This is a genomic window from Telmatocola sphagniphila (assembly GCF_018398935.1).
Classification (GTDB): domain Bacteria; phylum Planctomycetota; class Planctomycetia; order Gemmatales; family Gemmataceae; genus Telmatocola; species Telmatocola sphagniphila.
Map to the genome: position 1 here is coordinate 3,592,069 of NZ_CP074694.1, position 16,351 is coordinate 3,608,419.

Here is a 16,351-nt window from a genome sequence, read left to right on the forward strand (position 1 = left end):
GCAACCTCCTTTCGATTTCATCTCATTCCGGCGATCCGCTAGAATGAGATTCCCTGGCAGATGTGCCGCTAGGGTCCACGAAAGGAATTCCTTCCCGCTATGACTTCTCCGGATACGCCCGCCGCCCCACTCACTTCGGCTCTACCGACCGAGTCCGGTAAAAAGTTACTCCCCTGGCTCGTGGCCGTAGCCTTTTTCATGGAGGCGCTGGACACCACCATATTAAGCACGGCGGTTCCTTCCATAGCCGAGGCTCTTGAGGTTACACCGCTCAGTATGAAAGCGGTAATGGCCAGCTATACGCTCAGTCTGGCTGTGTTCATTCCCATCAGCGGTTGGATGGCGGATCGCTTTGGAACCCGACGCGTTTTCGCGTCGGCGATTGCGACTTTCACCCTCGGCTCTTTTCTTTGTGGCATCTGCTCGAGTATTCATGCCCTAGTCGCCTGCCGCATTCTCCAGGGGTGTGGCGGAGCCCTGATGCTTCCCGTCGGCCGATTGACGATGGTCCGCACCTTCGCCAAATCGGAGTTGATTCGAGCAATGACCTTCGTGGCCATACCGGGATTGATCGGCCCCATGCTCGGCCCATTCGCCGGTGGGCTAATTGTCGCTTATTTCCACTGGAGCGTAATTTTTTTCGTCAATATCCCGATTGGCTTGGTCGGTTTGTACATGGTTTACCGCCATCTGCCCAACTACAGCCAACCGAAAACTCCGCCGTTGGATTTTCTGGGGCTGGTTCTGTTCGGGACCGGGGTTGCCCTGCTTTCCTACGTTCTCGAAGTGTTTGGCGAGCATACCCTGACGAACCTGCAGATGCTGATTCTCGCGGGGGTCTCGCTGCTTTTACTCACCGCATATGGTTTTCACGCCCGCCGTACGCCGTTCCCGCTGCTTCGAATGAACCTGTTCGGCATTCGAACTTTCCGGATCTCAGTCATTGGAAGTTTCATCACTCGATTGGGAATTGGCGGCATCCCGTTTCTATTTCCCTTGCTCTATCAGGTTGGGCTAGGCTTCTCGCCGGTACAATCGGGCCTGATGATGATGCCGCAGGCGCTGGCGGCAATGAGCTTAAAAGTGGTGATGCCCAAAATCCTCGCCCGCATCGGTTACAAGCGGGTACTCCAAACGAACACGATTATTTTGGGTTTGATGATTTTGCTCTTCGCCACCATTAATGCTGATACTCCGGTCTGGCTATTAATTATCCAAGCCTTCGTTTATGGGTTTTTCACTTCAATGCAGTACACCAGCATGAATACCCTGGTTTATGCGGATGTCACAGATGAGCAGACCAGCAGCGCCAGTACGATTGCCAGCACCATGCAGCAAATGGCCATCAGTTTCGGGGTGGCGGCCGCTTCGGTCACCACGGCCATTTTCATAATGGATCGCTATCACGCGAATTCTGCGGAGATGATTCAGGGAATTCACAAGGCATTTCTCGTGCTGGGAAGTTGGACGATCGTCTCCTCGTTGCTGTTTTTAAACTTGAAGGGTACCGATGGGGAATCGGTGAGTCAGCATAAGACCGAAGAAACGCACGGCTAGACTGTCAACGGTTCGATTCTCGCGGGTGTGAAAGGTTCACCGGTATGGCGATTGCGAAGATTGCTCAGAAACTGTCGGGTACTTTTTTCCCAGGTGAAAGTTTGGGCATGCCGGAGACAGGCTTCGGGACTCGCCGTCTTTAAAGCCTGCTCAATGGCCAAAGCCAGATTGTCATTCAGCGCCCCGGTGCCCGGTTCTGTAATCACATCCACCGGTCCAATCACGGGATAAGCCGCAACAGGCACGCCGCAGGCCAGACTTTCGATCATCACCAGGCCGAATGTATCTGTATGGCTGGGAAAAACGAAACAATCCGCCTGCGAATACATTTCCGCGAGAGCTTCCCCCCGTCGATAACCGACAAAAATCGCCTTCTGAAAATCGTGCTGCAGCTTAGAGCGATGCGGACCATCACCGACCACAACCTTGGTCCCCGGAACATCGGCTTTCAGAAAAGCTTCAATATTTTTTTCCTTGGAGACCCTTCCCACATACATCAAAACGGGTTTGGGCCAGCTATGCGTTTTTTCTCGCTGGTAAAAGAGACTCAGATTCACCCCCCTCGACCAGCGATTCAATTCTGGAAGAAATCGCCTCAGGCGAAGTTCCTGTTCCAGACTGGGAGTAGCCACCATGATGCCGCTGGATCGGGAATGAAACCGCCGCATGTAGGAATAACCGCCCGCCAGCGGCAGAAACAGCATCTTCTTGAGATATTCCGGAAACTTGGTATGGTAAGAAGTCGTGAATTTCCACTTTCGTCGGATACAGATAGCCCGCGCGGCCAGGCCAATCGGCCCTTCGGTCGAAATGTGAATCGCGTCGGGATGAAATTTGCGAATCCGCTGAACCAGATGGTTGATAGTCGCGAATGAAAGAGGGATTTCCGGGTAAAAGGGAATAGCGAAAGTTTTAAACTGAGACGGTTCTACCACCTCGACTTCATGCCCCCAACTTCGAAGCAATTCCGATGTCGTAGTGAGAGTGCGAACAACACCGTTAACTTGAGGCTTCCAAGCATCCGTAGCTATCAAAATTTTGAGCCGGGAAGTCATTTACTTCATGAGTTCTATGCACACCAGTTGTTTCTCATCTCGGGCATAGTAGAGACCGGAACTCAAAGCGGCAGCGGCTCGGCAGGTTGTTTGCAGAATCTTCACACGCCCTTTTTCGAGATACTCTTTGGAATTCGCTTCAATGAGAACGAGTTCCCCTTTTTCAGTCAGAGCCAAAAGCAGGTTGTCCACACGGATCAAGTTGGCGCAGCCAAAGCCCGATTTTGCCCACAATAACTTACCGCTGGCCCAATCGATACAGGCCAGTTTCGCCCCGTATTCCTGCCGACCATCAATGCCAATCAGATGGTCATCGAACAGAATCGGCGTGTTGTAATGGGCCGAAAGCACTTCATCGCTTTTCCAGATCTCACTCGGTGAATCTGCTTTGGTGAGATCGAGTAAAACGGCACCCAACCCGTAGGACGCCGTCAGGAAAATCTGGTCCCCTTTGACTATTGGGGAAGCGGCACTCACCGAATTTGGATTTCGCGGTCGCCAAGGATGAGAGGCAATAACCTTACCGTCTCGAGGATCCAGGACGAGTAAGCCGTCCCGAGTGAAAAAAATCGCGCTGTCTTTATTGCGGACCCGAGCTAACACTGGTGAGGAGTAGCTCACTTCATCTTGTCCCGATTTCCAGAGTTCTTCTCCGGTTCGGGGCTGAAATGCAACGACACTTGCTCCCTTGGAGCCGACGTTCACCAGAATTTTGCGATTGGCGAGAATTGGAGAGGTGCCGATTCCGAAGAAGATTTTCTTGGCGGGATAGAGCTTCTGAAGTTCCTTGGACCAGAGTATCTTGCCCGAAGATAGCTCCCAGCCGGTCAGTTTGCCCTCAGCTCCCAAAGTGACAATGCATTTGTCGTCCAAATCAATGACGGGAGTAGAACGGGGCCCTTCATCAAAGCCAAAAGAATCCCGATAGCTCGTCGGATAAGACTCCGACCAGATCTCTTTGCCCGCTTTCGCATCAAGGCAAGTGAGCGTCTCAACATCCCGCACTCGATGGAAGAGATAGACGCGACCTCCTGCAACGACCGGACTGCTCCAGCCGGCGCCCGTGAGGTAACTCCAGAGCGTTTTCGGAGTTTCAGTCCAGGGAACGATCTTTTCCTTGGAAACGCCAGATAAGAGCGGCCCCTGAAATTGAGGCCAATCTTCGGCGAAGAGAGTTGGAGAGAAAAATAAGAGATACAGTCCGGCGATTACGAACTGCCGATGTGCCATGGAGATTTTCTCGCTCAGAGGACCGGAAGAGATTGGGAGTGTTCGTGCAGATACACTTCGACGCCGAATTCGTCGATGAAATCGAGTTCGGATTCCAGACGTTCGATTTGATCTTCGGAATCGAGTACGGACGATTCCATGAGTTCGTAGGTCTCCCAGTCCTCACAGCGGCGGGAGAGTATCAGAAGTTTCTGATAACTTCGCAGGTTAGCTCGTTCGATAGCGAGATTGGATTCTAATATTCCCTGGATGGAATGGGAATGTACCGGCGCCCGCGAGGAATTCGCCGTTTGCAGATTGCGAATACGATTGGCCAGTTTTTCTGCAAGGATCTGTTCGCCATCGACCGACTGTTGCTGGAAATCGCCGAGTTGATTCAGGCCGAGTTTCTGGCAAAGTTGCGAGAGCGCAGAGTATTGCTGGGCCGCTCGATGCGAAACATCCAGCGTGTTCATCAATCCTTCGAGTATCTCGGTGTGGTCCGTCATGATGTCGTCTCAATCTTCGCAGCACAACATCTCTATTGTAACAATCCCGGCAAGCAAAGTCCCCCCGGACTATTGCCTAGTACCGATTTCTGTTGGATAATCTCAAAAGAAATCCTGTCGCACGAGTTGAACGATGATTGAGTACCGATCGTTTCGAAACACAGATCCGCCGGGCATTACGGAGGTCTGGAACAGTGCGTTCAGCGGCCGGGGTGCCTACCCTATTCGAAATGCCAGCGTTTTCGACGAAACGATCTTCAACAAAATCTATTTCGATCCGCAGGGTCTGATCGTTGCGGTGGAAGAGGGTTTCACGCTCGGCTTCGTGCATGCCGGGTTCAGTACAAATGCCTCGCAATCGGGCTTGGATCACAAAAAAGGTGTCATTTGTGCGGTAGCCGTGAAAAATGGTTTTCTCCGACTGGGTATCGGACGAGAACTGATCCGAAGAGCTGAAGCCTACCTTTGTGCCAATGGCGCCGAGACGATTGTCGCCGGCGGCATGAAACCGAATAATCCCTTCTATTTCGGCATTTACGGAGGTAGCGATTCCCCGGGTTTCCTGCTCAGCGATACCGCCGCGGAACCTTTCTTTCAGACGAATGGCTACAAACCCCTGCAGCGTTGCATCATCATCCACCGGGACTTGGAAGCTCCGATGCAACTGGCCGATCCGCGCTTTACCTTTTTCAAACGCCGCCTCGAATTCGAGGTCGTGCCCCGCATGAAGGCCGAAACCTGGTGGCAGGTCTGTAAATGGGGGGAAATGGAACCGGTCGAATGCCGACTGGTCGAAAAGGACACGGACACAGTGATCGCGCGGGCCTATTACTGGGAAATGGTGGAATTCGGTCGCAAGTGGGAAGCGCCGGCGGTCGGCTTACTGGATCTGGAGGTGAATGAAGGCTTACGAGGCCAGGGTCTGGGCAAGTACTTGCTTTATCAGGTGTTGCGGCATCTGCAGGAGCAGTTTTTCCGGATCGTCGAAATGCAGGTGATCGACACGAATGTCTCCGCTCTGCATATGTTTGAAAAGCTCGGCTTCGAATGTGTGGACGAAGGGTACAGCTACGAGAAAGTCGTGGAGCCTACGAATCCCAGCTCATCTTCACCCACTTCGGCTTGAAACCTTCTTCTTTCTGCCGGGTCTGATTGAAGGGCTTGGCGATCAGCATCAATGCCCGCAGCCGATCGCGAAAAGCCGCTACGAGATCCTGCTCTTTTGCGAAATGATCCGCAGATTTGGACAGCTTATTGTAAAGTGCCCAGTCGAGGGGTCGATCCTTCACCTGTTCGAAGACAGAATCCTGGAGTTCCTTAAATATTGCAAGCAGTTCTTCGTCTACCGTGGCGGGGTACTCCCGGTAAATGTTCAATTTTCGAGGCTTGTCGTCCTTGTCCGATTTTTTTTTCTTTCGCGATTCCAGGAACAGTAGTACACCGCCGGAGATTAAAGCAATGAGCGACAATGTGAAGAATATCGTTTGACCGAAAACATTATTGACCATGGTCAGAATAAATCCGGTTGCAAACAGAAGGCCCAAAAGCAGGCAGGTAATCGGCCAGGGAACAATGCGGCCCCAGGCATCGCGAGCATTTTTCAGAGATTTGACAAAAGATTTTTTATTCTTGTTCGGGTTGTCGACCAAGGAAGAAGTCGCATCGCCGACACGGACGACGACTGCGGAGACGTTGTCCGGGCCGCCGCGCAGATTGGCCAGTTCGATCAGGATTCTGGCCGCTTCCTGGGGTGGAAAATTCGACGCGATCGCTCCGATTTCCTCCGGCAGCACCGGGTTGCTCAGACCGTCGCTGCAAATCACGAAGGTATCCCCTTCGTGCAGCGGGTGCGGTCCTTCGACATCCACCTGTACCAGAACATCAGGCCCGAGTGAGCGGATGATCACGTTTTTGCGAACATCCTCCAGTTCTTCGGGCGAGACCCCCATTCGGCGGGCCATTTCCCAGACGTAGCTATGGTCGAAAGTGAGTTGCTCGATCTGCCCATCGCGAACGCGATAAATCCGACTATCGCCGACATGACCAATCCAGGCCCCCTCTTCGCGCATCACCAGAACCGAGGCCGTCGTGCCCATGCCCCGGAATTCCGGATTTTCCTGCCCGATTGCGTAGATGCCATGATTCGCTTCCTGGAAGGATTTGCGAATAGCGGAGATAGGCCCCTCATTGGCGACATACTTCAGATAAGCCAGCGGGATATCCTGGACCGCTTTAGCACTGGCTTTCTCGCCGACCGCATGACCGCCCATACCGTCGGCCACTATGAGAATATGGCCTTCCTTTTTCCAACGCGCGCGGTCGGGAGCTTTCTGGATGGCAAAGGCATCCTGATTGTGGCTCCTCCGGATCCCCACATCAGTCATACCAGCATGTTCAATCTGATCGAAAAGGGGCACGCAGTATTTCCATTCCGTAATGAGGCGCAGGCATTATTGATAAAATCATTACCACCAAAACAATCGACAAAGTCGACGCACTAGTCTATTTCTTTAGTTTACCACCAAAATCTACTTCTTCCCCTTTACAAAAAAGATAATGTGTTGCCAGGGCAGGACATCCGATGTGGACTCGTGCTTTAATTCCTTAAATTCCGCCATTTCTTTGATCACCTGCTTCTGCGTCATTTTGTGAACGAGTTTGATCGGCACATTTTCGTCCTCCTTACGAAATTCCACGAAGACCAGTTTCCCACCCGGTTTCAGGGCCTCCACCATCTTCTGGGTCATTTCATAGGGGTGCTCGAATTCATGATAAACATCAACTAATAAAATGAGATCGACCGTATTGGCCGTCAGTTTCGGATCTTTTTCTGCTCCCAGCACCAATTCGATATTTTTGACTCCCTGCCCTTTCGCTTTATCCCGAATCAAGTCCAACATTTCCTGCTGGATATCGACCGCCAGCACTTTGCCTTTTTCACCGACCAGCTTGCTCATGCGAAAGCTGTAAAAACCGCTGCCAGCCCCAATATCGGCCACCACCATGCCCTCTTTGATGTTCAGGGCTTTCAGAAGTTTCGCCGGCTGCTCCTCTTCTTCGCGTTCTTTACGTTCGAGCCAACCGGCTGCCGCATGCCCCATTACGTGGGCAATCTCCCGATCCATGTAGAACTTGCCGATGCCGTTCGGATCGTGCCGGGAACGCCATTCGTAGCGTTCCTGGGATTTTTCTTCCTTATTTTTTTTGTCGTCCTGAGCGAGGCTGAGTGAGGGAAAAATCAGGCCAAGCATCAGAACTGTGGCAATTCGCATGTCGACCGCCTTATGATAGAAATAGACTGGGTTTACGATTCGCATGGAAATCTCATAATAACAGAACCAACCGACGGTTTTTACAAAATTTCGAGCAACTGACCTTATGTCGAGCGCTGCACCAACCAAACGCGATCAGGCTCCTAATACTCTCCCGCACGGTAAAGGCTTGCTCAACTGGTTGAGCCCCTTAGTCTCTTCCACGGTGGGCATGAAAATCATCGTGGCCCTGACGGGGATCGGGTTGATCGGCTTCGTCATCGGTCACATGATCGGCCACCTCAAGATGTTCGCCGGGCAGGAAGCGTATAATAATTATGCGAAGTTCCTGAAGGACCTCGGTCCATTACTTTGGATCGCGCGCGGCGGTTTGTTGGCAATCTTCGTAATTCACATATTGCTGACGCTTCGGCTTCGAGCCCGGGCCAAAGCTGCTCGCCCGGTGAATTATTTGTATGTTCAGACGGTTCAGGCGAGCCCGGCGTCCCGCTTCATGATGTACGCCGGCCTGGCTATCCTCGCTTTCGTGATTTTCCACATCGCTCACTTCACGCTGGGCTACCTTGTCGGTGCTCAGGCCCTGGATCGCAGCACCGGCAAATACGTTCTGGCGAATTACCTGGACCTGCGAGACGCCGCAGGACGGCACGACGTTTACTCCGCTATGATTTCCGGGCTTTCCAATCCGATCCTGGCGATTATTTATTTGGCCGCCATGGGCATGCTGTTCATGCACCTGACGCACGGTTCCTTCAGCCTGTTCCAAACCTTGGGGCTGAATACGCCTCGAACCGATCGCTTTTTAAAGATCGCCGCTCGGCTGTTAGCGATCGTGGTGACTCTCGGTTATTCCCTGGTGGTAATCGCGGTCTGGTCGGGCTGGTTGAAACCGGCTGCGACTTTCCTTGCCGTTAGCAACGACTAATAACCCAACCGAACACAAAGAAGCCCTCAGCTTCCAGAGATTATTATGATTCAACTCGAATCCCATATACCATCGGGTCCATTGGCCGGAAAGTGGACCAAGTACAAGGCCGACCAGAAGTTGGTGAACCCCGCCAACAAACGGAAATACTCCGTGATCGTCGTCGGCACCGGTTTGGCGGGCGGGGCGGCGGCGGCAACCTTGGCCGAACTTGGCTACAACGTCGATTCTTTCTGCTACCAGGACAGCCCCCGTCGGGCACATAGCATTGCCGCTCAAGGCGGCATCAACGCAGCCAAGAACTATCAGAACGACGGCGACAGCATTTATCGGCTCTTCTACGACACGATCAAAGGGGGCGATTACCGCGCTCGCGAAGCTAATGTGCATCGCCTGGCCGAAGTGTCGGTGAACATCATCGATCAATGCGTGGCTCAGGGCGTACCTTTCGCACGCGAATACGGCGGCCTACTCGCTAACCGTTCCTTCGGGGGAGCCCAGGTCTCACGAACCTTCTACTGCCGGGGACAGACCGGCCAGCAACTGCTCCTGGGGGCTTATCAGGCTCTTTCGCGCCAGATTTACAACGGCAAAGTCAAGATGCATCCTCGCACGGAGTTTCTCGATCTGGTCGTGATCGACGGCCGGGCTCGCGGAATTGTCGTTCGCGATATGACGACCGGCAAGATTGAAAGCTATAGCGCTGATGCCGTGCTGCTGGCCACTGGTGGTTATTGCAACACCTACTTCCTGTCGACAAACGCCGCTGGTTGCAACGTTTCCGCCACCTACCGGGCCTACAAACGCGGGGCGACCTTTGCCAACCCGTGCTACACACAAATTCACCCGACTTGTATTCCCGTTTCGGGAGAACATCAGTCGAAATTGACTTTGATGAGCGAATCGCTCCGAAACGATGGACGCGTCTGGGTGCCAAAGAACGCCAGTGACATTGGTAAACACCCCAATTCCATTTCCGAAAGCGACCGGGATTATTACCTGGAACGGATTTACCCGAGCTACGGGAACCTTGCCCCGCGCGACATTGCCAGTCGGCAATCCAAGAAAGCTTGCGACGATGGCCGGGGGGTTGGGCCAGGCGGCCGTGGAGTTTATCTTGATTTCGCAGCCGCCATCAAGCGGGATGGGCTCAGCAAGATTCAGGAAAAATATGGCAACTTGTTCGACATGTACGAACGGATTACCGGCGAAAGCGGTTACAAACAGCCGATGCGGATTTATCCCGCCCTGCACTACACCATGGGTGGTCTCTGGGTCGATTACAACCTGATGTCGAACTTGCCCGGCCTGTTCGTACTGGGAGAAGCCAATTTCTCGGATCACGGGGCCAATCGACTTGGAGCTTCGGCGCTGATGCAAGGCCTGGCCGATGGCTACTTCATCATCCCTTACACACTGAGCAATTATTTTGCCGGTGTGAAGCCCGAGAAACTCTCGACCGACCATGCCGAGTTCAAACGCTGTGAAGAAGAACAGAAGCAAAAAATTCAAAAAATGCTCTCGATCAAAGGCAAGAAGACGGCCATCGACATTCATCGCGAACTCGGCCACATCATGTGGGACAACGTGGGTATGGCCCGCACCAAGGAATCGCTCAACCGGGCCATCGACAAGATTCGCAATCTCCGGGAAGAATTCTGGAGCAGCGTAAATGTACCGGGCACCAACGATGACCTGAATCAGGCTTTGGAACGGGCCGGCCGCGTCGCCGACTTCCTCGAATTCGGAGAATTGCTCGCCAAGGATGCCCTGACCCGCGAAGAATCCTGCGGCGGGCACTTCCGCGAAGAATACCAGGATAGTGAAGGCGAAGCGAAACGAGACGATGAGCATTTCTGCCATGTCGCCGCCTGGGAATACGCCGGCCCCGATAAGGAACCGGTTCGCAATGTCGAGCCGTTGAACTGGGAAGTCGCTCATCCCTCCAAACGAAGTTACAAATAAACCACTCTCGGAAATCCGATATGAATCTGACTTTACACGTTTGGCGACAGAAGGATGCCAAGAGTTCCGGAAAGCTGGAGACCTATCCCGCCCGGAACATCAGCGGCGATATGTCCTTCCTGGAAATGCTCGATGTCGTCAACGAAGATCTCATCAAGCAGAACAAAGATCCGATCCACTTCGACCACGACTGCCGGGAAGGCATCTGCGGATCGTGCTCGATGATGATCAACGGCATGGCGCATGGACCGGAGCGGGCCACGACCGCCTGCCAGTTGCACATGCGAAAGTTCCACGATGGCGAGCACATCCACATCGAACCCTGGCGAGCCAAGGCGTTCCCGGTCCTGCGTGACCTGATTGTGGACCGCTCCGCCTTCGATCGCATCATCCAGGCCGGAGGTTACGTATCGGTGAACACCGGTGGTACACCGGATGGTAACGCCATCCCGGTACCAAAAGAAAACGCCGATACGGCCATGGATGCCGCGACTTGCATTGGTTGCGGGGCGTGTGCCGCAGCCTGCAAGAATGCATCGGCCATGCTTTTCGTGGCGGCCAAGGTTACGCATCTGTCTGTCTTGCCCCAGGGCTCGGCCGAACGCCGCGAACGGGCATTGAGAATGATCCAGCAGCACGATGCCGAAGGTTTCGGACACTGTACCAATCAGTACGAGTGCGAGGCTGCCTGTCCCAAGGAAATTGGCGTGAAATTCATCGCCAAGCTGAACCGGGAATATATCCGGGCCGGGGCTTCGTCCTTGGTTCGCCGCGAATCGGGCGCGGGTGATAACGCTGGCTAAATCGTAATACTCTCCCAGTTTTTAATCGCCGTACCTGCTATCATTTCTCAGGTACGTTCTTTCCAACTTATCCCAAAGGACTCTATCGATGCGCTCGTTCCTTCTTCTGCTATTTCTCGCGATGTTCGTACCGGGATCGGCCGTCTGGACTCAGGAACCGGCGAAAAAAGAGGACGCTCCGGCGAAAAAGGAGACGCCCGGCAAAGACAAAGAAGGAGCAGTTAAGACTCGTCATACCGTAGCACTGCCCGGTGGGAAACAACTGGACTACGAAGCCATTGCTGGCCTGATGACCCTGAAAGATGACGATGGGAAGCCGCGAGCCGATATCTCTTTTACCTACTACCGCCTGCTCGGAGATTCCGCCTCGAAACGGCCGATCACTTTCACATTCAACGGCGGCCCTGGTTCCTCTTCCGTCTGGCTGCATATGGGAGCCTTCGGCCCGAAGAAAGTGGCCATGAACGATGCCGGCGAACCGCTGCCGCCGCCGTATAAACTTGTCGAAAACGAATTCACTTTGCTGGATCTGACCGATCTGGTTTTCATCGACCCTGTGGGCACGGGCTACAGCCGCCCGGCTACCGGTCAAACCACGAAAGCCTTTACCGGAGTCACCGAGGATATCTCTTCGGTCGGAGATTTCATCTATCAGTTCACGAACAAGTACGAGCGCTGGTCATCCGCGAAATTTCTCGCGGGAGAGAGCTACGGCACCACGCGAGCTTCGGGACTGTCGGGTTACCTTCAGGATACCCACGGTATGAATCTGAATGGCATCATGCTCATCTCGGCCATTTTGAACTTTCAGACGGCCCGCTTCGATGAAGGGAACGATCTGCCCTACATTCTTTTCCTGCCGACCTACACGGCCACGGCCTGGTATCACAAAAAATTGAATCCGGAACTGCAGAAAGATCTGGAGAAAACTCTCGCGGAAGTGGAGAAGTTCGCGGAAAATGAGTACACTCTGGCTCTGATGAAAGGGGCCAAGCTTTCGGAGGAAGATCGGCAGAAGATTGCCCAGAAACTCGGCGATTATACGGGGCTCTCGAAATCGTTCCTCATTCGTGCCAATCTTCGAGTCGACCAGCCGCGCTTCTGCAAAGAATTACTCCGTTCGGATCGCCTGAACGTAGGCCGCTACGACAGTCGCTTGAAAGGTATCGATAAAGACGCCGCTGGAGAACGTCCCGATTACGATCCCAGTTACGCATCCGTTCAAGGCACTTACACCGCGATGTTCAACGATTACATGCGAAATCAACTCAACTACAAGAGCGAGCTGAAGTACGAAATTCTCACCGGGAAAGTACAGCCCTGGGAATATGGACCGGCCCGCAACCGCTATCTGAACGTGGCTCCCACCCTTCGGGCGGCGATGACTGCGAACAAGAATTTGAAGTTATTTGTCGCCAGCGGCCATTACGATCTGGCGACGCCCTATTTCGCGACGAATTACACTTTGGATCACCTCGGTCTGGAGCCGGAAGTCCGCAAGAACATTCGCGTCAGTTACTATGAAGCCGGCCACATGATGTACGCTCACAAGGCTTCGCACGAGAAGCTTCGCAAGGACATTGAGCAGTTCTACAAGGATGCACTGACGAAGTGAGTTAGCCAAGGATTGCTTGAATCCCTACCGAATCATCGAAAAAACATAGAGGAGAGCTTTCGATCGCTCTCCTCCTTCTTGACCGAATTACATGAAGCGGACAATTTGAGGAATTGTCCATCTCACCACTTTGCATTCCGTCAGCGTCAGCATTCGGGCGAGTGATCAACTCCGTCACGTATGCCTCATCACTTCACTCAAATTTAAATCGGACTAATTTCGATCTGTATTTCCTCAATAAGACTTTGAGAATCGCACGGCCCAAACATGTCCCTCGGACGCCAATCCAGATATAATTTCTACTCCCACCCCCAGCAGGAGTTTCACTTGCCTATAGACTGGTCGCGCTTTGTAGATTTCGTTCATAGCCATCAACGATTTCTGATCATGACGCACGTTCGGCCCGATGGAGATGCCCTCGGCTGCGAACTGGCGCTCGCCAATGCTTTACAGCGATTGGGCAAGGAGACGCGGGTGGTCATTGCCAGCGTCATGCCGCCGCGCTACAATTTCCTCGATCCCGAGCGAAAAACAATCCTCCGGTTTAACCCGGCCGATCCTACGAATGGAAACTATGACGCTATCGTGATTGTCGATACAGGGGCCTGGACGCAACTGGGCGACTTCGGCGACTGGATGAAAACTGCGAAGGCCGACAAAGCGGTGATCGACCACCACGTTACTCAGGATGATTTGGGTGCGGTTCTCTTTCAGGACATCTCTGCTGAAGCTTGCGGCCGTCTGATTCACGAAGCCATGCTGGCTTTGAAGGTTCCGCATACCAAAGCGAGCGCCGAGTACCTCTTCATGGCTCTGGCGATGGACACCGGGTGGTTTCACCACGAACGCACGCTACAACGCACGTTTGAGCTGGCAGGCGAACTGACAAAGTCGGGTGCGAACCCGAAAGAGTTGTACGAAATTCTGTATGAACAAAACTCACCGGCCCGACTGAAACTCATGGGACGTGTTCTGGAACGGTTGGTCATCCGCGACAAGATCGCTTACAGCCATGTGTTGCGAACTGACTACGAGGAACTTGGGGCGGTGCCGGGCGACACCGAAGACATGATCGATCTGCCCCGCAGTCTGGCCGGGGTGGAAGTCTCGCTGATGTTCATGGAACAACCCGCCGGAGGCATCAAAATCAGTTTCCGCTCGCGTGGCAAATATGATGTTTCCAAAGTGGCCGTGAAATTCCATGGCGGCGGCCATGCTTTGGCCTGCGGTGGCAGTTCGCAAGACCCGTTGGATGTGACGATTCCCAAAGTCGTTGCGGCGGTTCAGGAAATTCTTTAAGGAGGCGTTTCTATGCACACTCATCATCGCTTGAAGCTCCGGGAACTGCCCCTGCCAGCTCGTCTGGTCCTGTCGGTTTTTCTCATCGCGGTAGGATTGGGTTATCTCTCGGCGATGGTGCAGTTGCACTTCAAGGAAGCCTCCCCCGGGGAGCCAATGCCAACATTTGCCGATGTCGTTGCGCATTATGCCGGATCGGAATGGCCACCCGTTGTCAAGGCAGGTGGAGATGATCCGGCCCCGGCCGTACCAGCCGAAAAGCCGGCCGCGGTCCCCGACAATGCCAAGAAAGTCGCCGGTTTCAAAGTAAAGACGCTGATTCAAGATCGCTGCGTTGTGTGCCATAGCGCCGATGGCGGCCAGGAACCTTACTTTTCCGATTTCGAGAAATTATCGAAATCGATTGGCACTCCGGCAGACACTGGAAAAATTCACAAAATGATCACCGCCCCTCCAGAGGTGAAGTGGGGCAAGCAAAGCATGCTGCGGGCCTTCTTCGATAAATCCGAGGAATGGAAAGACAAAATCAAAGAACGGCCCGAAACGGAAATCCGGGCCGAACGCGAAACGGAACGGTTAGCTCTTGTTAGCTGGCTGGAAGCGGGGGCTCCGGAAGCCTCGTACAACCAGGATGCGTTCGCTCTGCCCGTATCGCTGCGCGATAAGCCGCTGACCAAGGAATTCAAGACCGAAGCTCCGGAAATCAAAATCGAAGTGAAGGCTCCGGTGGTGGCTAAAAAACGCTCCGCCAAGAGTCGTCAGGTCAGTGTGGAAGGGCTCACGCAATCGACCCACGCTCACCTGTTGACCTTCGCGCTCCTTTGGGCTGCCACGGGGTTAATTTTCGCCTTTACCAGTTATCCCTACTGGATTCGCTTGTTCCTCGCTCCCATGGTGCTGTTCTTCCAGGTGGTCGATATCAGTTTCTGGTGGCTGGCCCGACTTGATGCGGTTGGTCCTTACTTTGCAGCGGGTATTTTCATCACGGGTGGGGTAGTTGGCCTGGGCTTGATTCTGCAGATTCTGGGAAGCCTGCTGGATATGTACTCCGCGAAGGGCAAAGGATTGATCTTCGTGCTGCTTCTCGGTGGAGGCACGTTAATTGGCGCCGGCTACATGACAGTTGTAAACCCGCAACTCAACGCCGAGAAAAAAGAGGTTCTCAAGTAAGCGATGTTCGACACACTCTATATGATTGAGCGAGGTGTCGGAGATTTCGCGAAGTCCCTGGATTGGTACGCTCGATTTATCGGGCGCAAACCCAGCTTCATGGATGCGCCCAATTTCTATGCCCATTTCGAGCTGAATCAGATCCGGCTGGCAATTAAAGGAGTGATTTCGCCCCGTTCAAACGATCTCCTCCATTTCCAAGTCCCGGATTTGCTCGCCGAAGAGCGGCGCCTACACAAAATCGGCATCCTGCCGACATCGCCCTGGAAGGAAAGCGACGAAGGATACCGCCGTTTGATCTACTGCGATCCCGATGGCCAGCCGATCTGCGTCTTCGACTGGATTGTCCGTTCACCCGGTTGGGATATATAACCGCTTAAAATGCTTGGGCGAGTTCGCTTCCACCCCCTATATTGTTGAAAACGAAACTACTCTACCTCTCTAAAGACTCGGAGAAGATTTATGTCTATGTTTATCGGTGAAGGTCTCGTCGGCGAAGGTAATGAAATTGCTCACATTGATCTTTTGATCGGCGACAAGGCAGGTCCTGTCGGCGTGGCGTTCGCCAACGCTCTGGCCAACCAATCGCACGGGCATTCCAATCTGCTGGCGGTTATCACCCCGAATCTGATCTGCAAGCCCGCCACGGTCATGATCACCAAGGTGACCATCAAGGGAGCTACCCAGGCCGTCCAGATGTTCGGCCCGGCCCAGGAAGCCGTCGCTCGCGCTGTGGTCGATAGCGTGGTCGAAGGCGTTATTCCCAAGGATAAGGCCGACGAATACGTCATCGTTTGTGGCGTGTTCATCCACTGGGAAGCCAAAGACGACGCCAAGATCTACAAGTACAATTACGAAGCCACGAAGTTGGCCATCAAGAACGCCATGACCGGCGCTCCGAAGATCGACGAAATCATCGCCAAGAAAGAACAGCGCCATCCTTTCGGCGCCAAGTAATTCGAGAAGAATCAC

At 53.5% G+C, this 16,351-nt stretch carries 15 protein-coding genes; 10 read left to right on the plus strand and 5 right to left on the minus strand.

The window, feature by feature from the left end:
* Positions 1-99 precede the first annotated feature (99 nt).
* Positions 100-1,557: a DHA2 family efflux MFS transporter permease subunit gene (locus KIH39_RS14195; RefSeq protein WP_213493900.1), complete on the plus strand. Its 1,458-nt coding sequence runs from the start codon at positions 100-102 to the stop codon at positions 1,555-1,557.
* Here KIH39_RS14195 and KIH39_RS14200 read toward each other — a convergent pair.
* The 3 genes from KIH39_RS14200 to KIH39_RS14210 are packed head-to-tail and all read right to left on the minus strand — an operon-like array spanning position 1,554 to position 4,330.
* Positions 1,554-2,612, minus strand: coding sequence for a glycosyltransferase family 4 protein (locus KIH39_RS14200; RefSeq protein ID WP_213493901.1), 1,059 nt, complete (start codon positions 2,610-2,612; stop codon positions 1,554-1,556). The two genes, KIH39_RS14195 and KIH39_RS14200, sit on opposite strands and share 4 nt — an antisense overlap.
* A complete protein-coding gene (locus KIH39_RS14205) occupies positions 2,613-3,842 on the minus strand; it encodes a PQQ-binding-like beta-propeller repeat protein (RefSeq protein ID WP_213493902.1) in 1,230 nt (409 codons plus the stop codon).
* A 14-nt stretch (positions 3,843-3,856) separates the two neighbouring features.
* Positions 3,857-4,330: a ferritin-like domain-containing protein gene (locus KIH39_RS14210; protein WP_213493903.1), complete on the minus strand. Its 474-nt coding sequence runs from the start codon at positions 4,328-4,330 to the stop codon at positions 3,857-3,859.
* A 133-nt stretch (positions 4,331-4,463) separates the two neighbouring features.
* On the opposite strand from KIH39_RS14210, the gene KIH39_RS14215 reads away from it, so the two are divergent.
* Complete coding sequence (locus KIH39_RS14215; protein ID WP_213493904.1) at positions 4,464-5,456, plus strand: GNAT family N-acetyltransferase; 993 nt, start codon at positions 4,464-4,466, stop codon at positions 5,454-5,456.
* On the opposite strand, the gene KIH39_RS14220 is transcribed toward KIH39_RS14215, so the two are convergent.
* Positions 5,419-6,747, minus strand: coding sequence for a PP2C family protein-serine/threonine phosphatase (locus KIH39_RS14220; RefSeq protein ID WP_213493905.1), 1,329 nt, complete (start codon positions 6,745-6,747; stop codon positions 5,419-5,421). The two genes, KIH39_RS14215 and KIH39_RS14220, sit on opposite strands and share 38 nt — an antisense overlap.
* Before the next feature lie 111 nt (positions 6,748-6,858).
* Positions 6,859-7,647, minus strand: coding sequence for a class I SAM-dependent methyltransferase (locus tag KIH39_RS14225; RefSeq protein ID WP_246539304.1), 789 nt, complete (start codon positions 7,645-7,647; stop codon positions 6,859-6,861).
* Positions 7,648-7,708: 61 nt separating this feature from the next.
* On the opposite strand from KIH39_RS14225, the gene KIH39_RS14230 reads away from it, so the two are divergent.
* The 8 genes from KIH39_RS14230 (at position 7,709) to fae (ending at position 16,336) form a co-directional block, all read left to right on the plus strand.
* Positions 7,709-8,527, plus strand: coding sequence for a succinate dehydrogenase cytochrome b subunit (locus KIH39_RS14230; protein WP_213493906.1), 819 nt, complete (start codon positions 7,709-7,711; stop codon positions 8,525-8,527).
* 48 nt (positions 8,528-8,575) lie between these two features.
* Positions 8,576-10,492, plus strand: a complete 1,917-nt coding sequence (locus KIH39_RS14235; RefSeq protein ID WP_390623710.1) for a fumarate reductase/succinate dehydrogenase flavoprotein subunit — start codon at positions 8,576-8,578, stop codon at positions 10,490-10,492.
* Between the two features lie 20 nt (positions 10,493-10,512).
* Positions 10,513-11,295, plus strand: coding sequence for a succinate dehydrogenase/fumarate reductase iron-sulfur subunit (locus tag KIH39_RS14240; RefSeq protein WP_213493908.1), 783 nt, complete (start codon positions 10,513-10,515; stop codon positions 11,293-11,295).
* 88 nt (positions 11,296-11,383) lie between these two features.
* Positions 11,384-12,910 carry a S10 family peptidase gene (locus KIH39_RS14245; protein ID WP_213493909.1) on the plus strand — a complete coding sequence of 509 codons (1,527 nt, stop codon included), beginning with the start codon at positions 11,384-11,386 and terminating at the stop codon, positions 12,908-12,910.
* Positions 12,911-13,297: 387 nt separating this feature from the next.
* The gene (locus KIH39_RS14250; protein WP_213493910.1) at positions 13,298-14,209 is read left to right on the plus strand and encodes a DHH family phosphoesterase; all 912 of its coding nucleotides are present in this window, start codon (positions 13,298-13,300) and stop codon (positions 14,207-14,209) included.
* Between the two features lie 12 nt (positions 14,210-14,221).
* Positions 14,222-15,379, plus strand: a complete 1,158-nt coding sequence (locus KIH39_RS14255) for a hypothetical protein (RefSeq protein WP_213493911.1) — start codon at positions 14,222-14,224, stop codon at positions 15,377-15,379.
* A 3-nt stretch (positions 15,380-15,382) separates the two neighbouring features.
* Complete coding sequence (locus tag KIH39_RS14260; protein ID WP_213493912.1) at positions 15,383-15,751, plus strand: VOC family protein; 369 nt, start codon at positions 15,383-15,385, stop codon at positions 15,749-15,751.
* A 90-nt stretch (positions 15,752-15,841) separates the two neighbouring features.
* Positions 15,842-16,336, plus strand: coding sequence for a formaldehyde-activating enzyme (fae, locus tag KIH39_RS14265; RefSeq protein ID WP_213493913.1), 495 nt, complete (start codon positions 15,842-15,844; stop codon positions 16,334-16,336).
* Positions 16,337-16,351 lie beyond the last annotated feature (15 nt).

Bases quoted from the DNA above. Each gene is read 5' to 3' on its own strand.
- KIH39_RS14195 (WP_213493900.1), top strand. From the start codon at position 100: ATGACTTCTCCGGATACGCCCGCCGCCCCACTCACTTCGGCTCTACCG.
- KIH39_RS14200 (WP_213493901.1), bottom strand. From the start codon at position 2,612: ATGACTTCCCGGCTCAAAATTTTGATAGCTACGGATGCTTGGAAGCCT.
- KIH39_RS14205 (WP_213493902.1), bottom strand. From the start codon at position 3,842: ATGGCACATCGGCAGTTCGTAATCGCCGGACTGTATCTCTTATTTTTC.
- KIH39_RS14210 (WP_213493903.1), bottom strand. From the start codon at position 4,330: ATGACGGACCACACCGAGATACTCGAAGGATTGATGAACACGCTGGAT.
- KIH39_RS14215 (WP_213493904.1), top strand. From the start codon at position 4,464: ATGATTGAGTACCGATCGTTTCGAAACACAGATCCGCCGGGCATTACG.
- KIH39_RS14225 (WP_246539304.1), bottom strand. From the start codon at position 7,647: ATGCGAATCGTAAACCCAGTCTATTTCTATCATAAGGCGGTCGACATG.
- KIH39_RS14230 (WP_213493906.1), top strand. From the start codon at position 7,709: ATGTCGAGCGCTGCACCAACCAAACGCGATCAGGCTCCTAATACTCTC.
- KIH39_RS14240 (WP_213493908.1), top strand. From the start codon at position 10,513: ATGAATCTGACTTTACACGTTTGGCGACAGAAGGATGCCAAGAGTTCC.
- KIH39_RS14245 (WP_213493909.1), top strand. From the start codon at position 11,384: ATGCGCTCGTTCCTTCTTCTGCTATTTCTCGCGATGTTCGTACCGGGA.
- KIH39_RS14250 (WP_213493910.1), top strand. From the start codon at position 13,298: ATGACGCACGTTCGGCCCGATGGAGATGCCCTCGGCTGCGAACTGGCG.
- KIH39_RS14255 (WP_213493911.1), top strand. From the start codon at position 14,222: ATGCACACTCATCATCGCTTGAAGCTCCGGGAACTGCCCCTGCCAGCT.
- KIH39_RS14260 (WP_213493912.1), top strand. From the start codon at position 15,383: ATGTTCGACACACTCTATATGATTGAGCGAGGTGTCGGAGATTTCGCG.
- fae (WP_213493913.1), top strand. From the start codon at position 15,842: ATGTCTATGTTTATCGGTGAAGGTCTCGTCGGCGAAGGTAATGAAATT.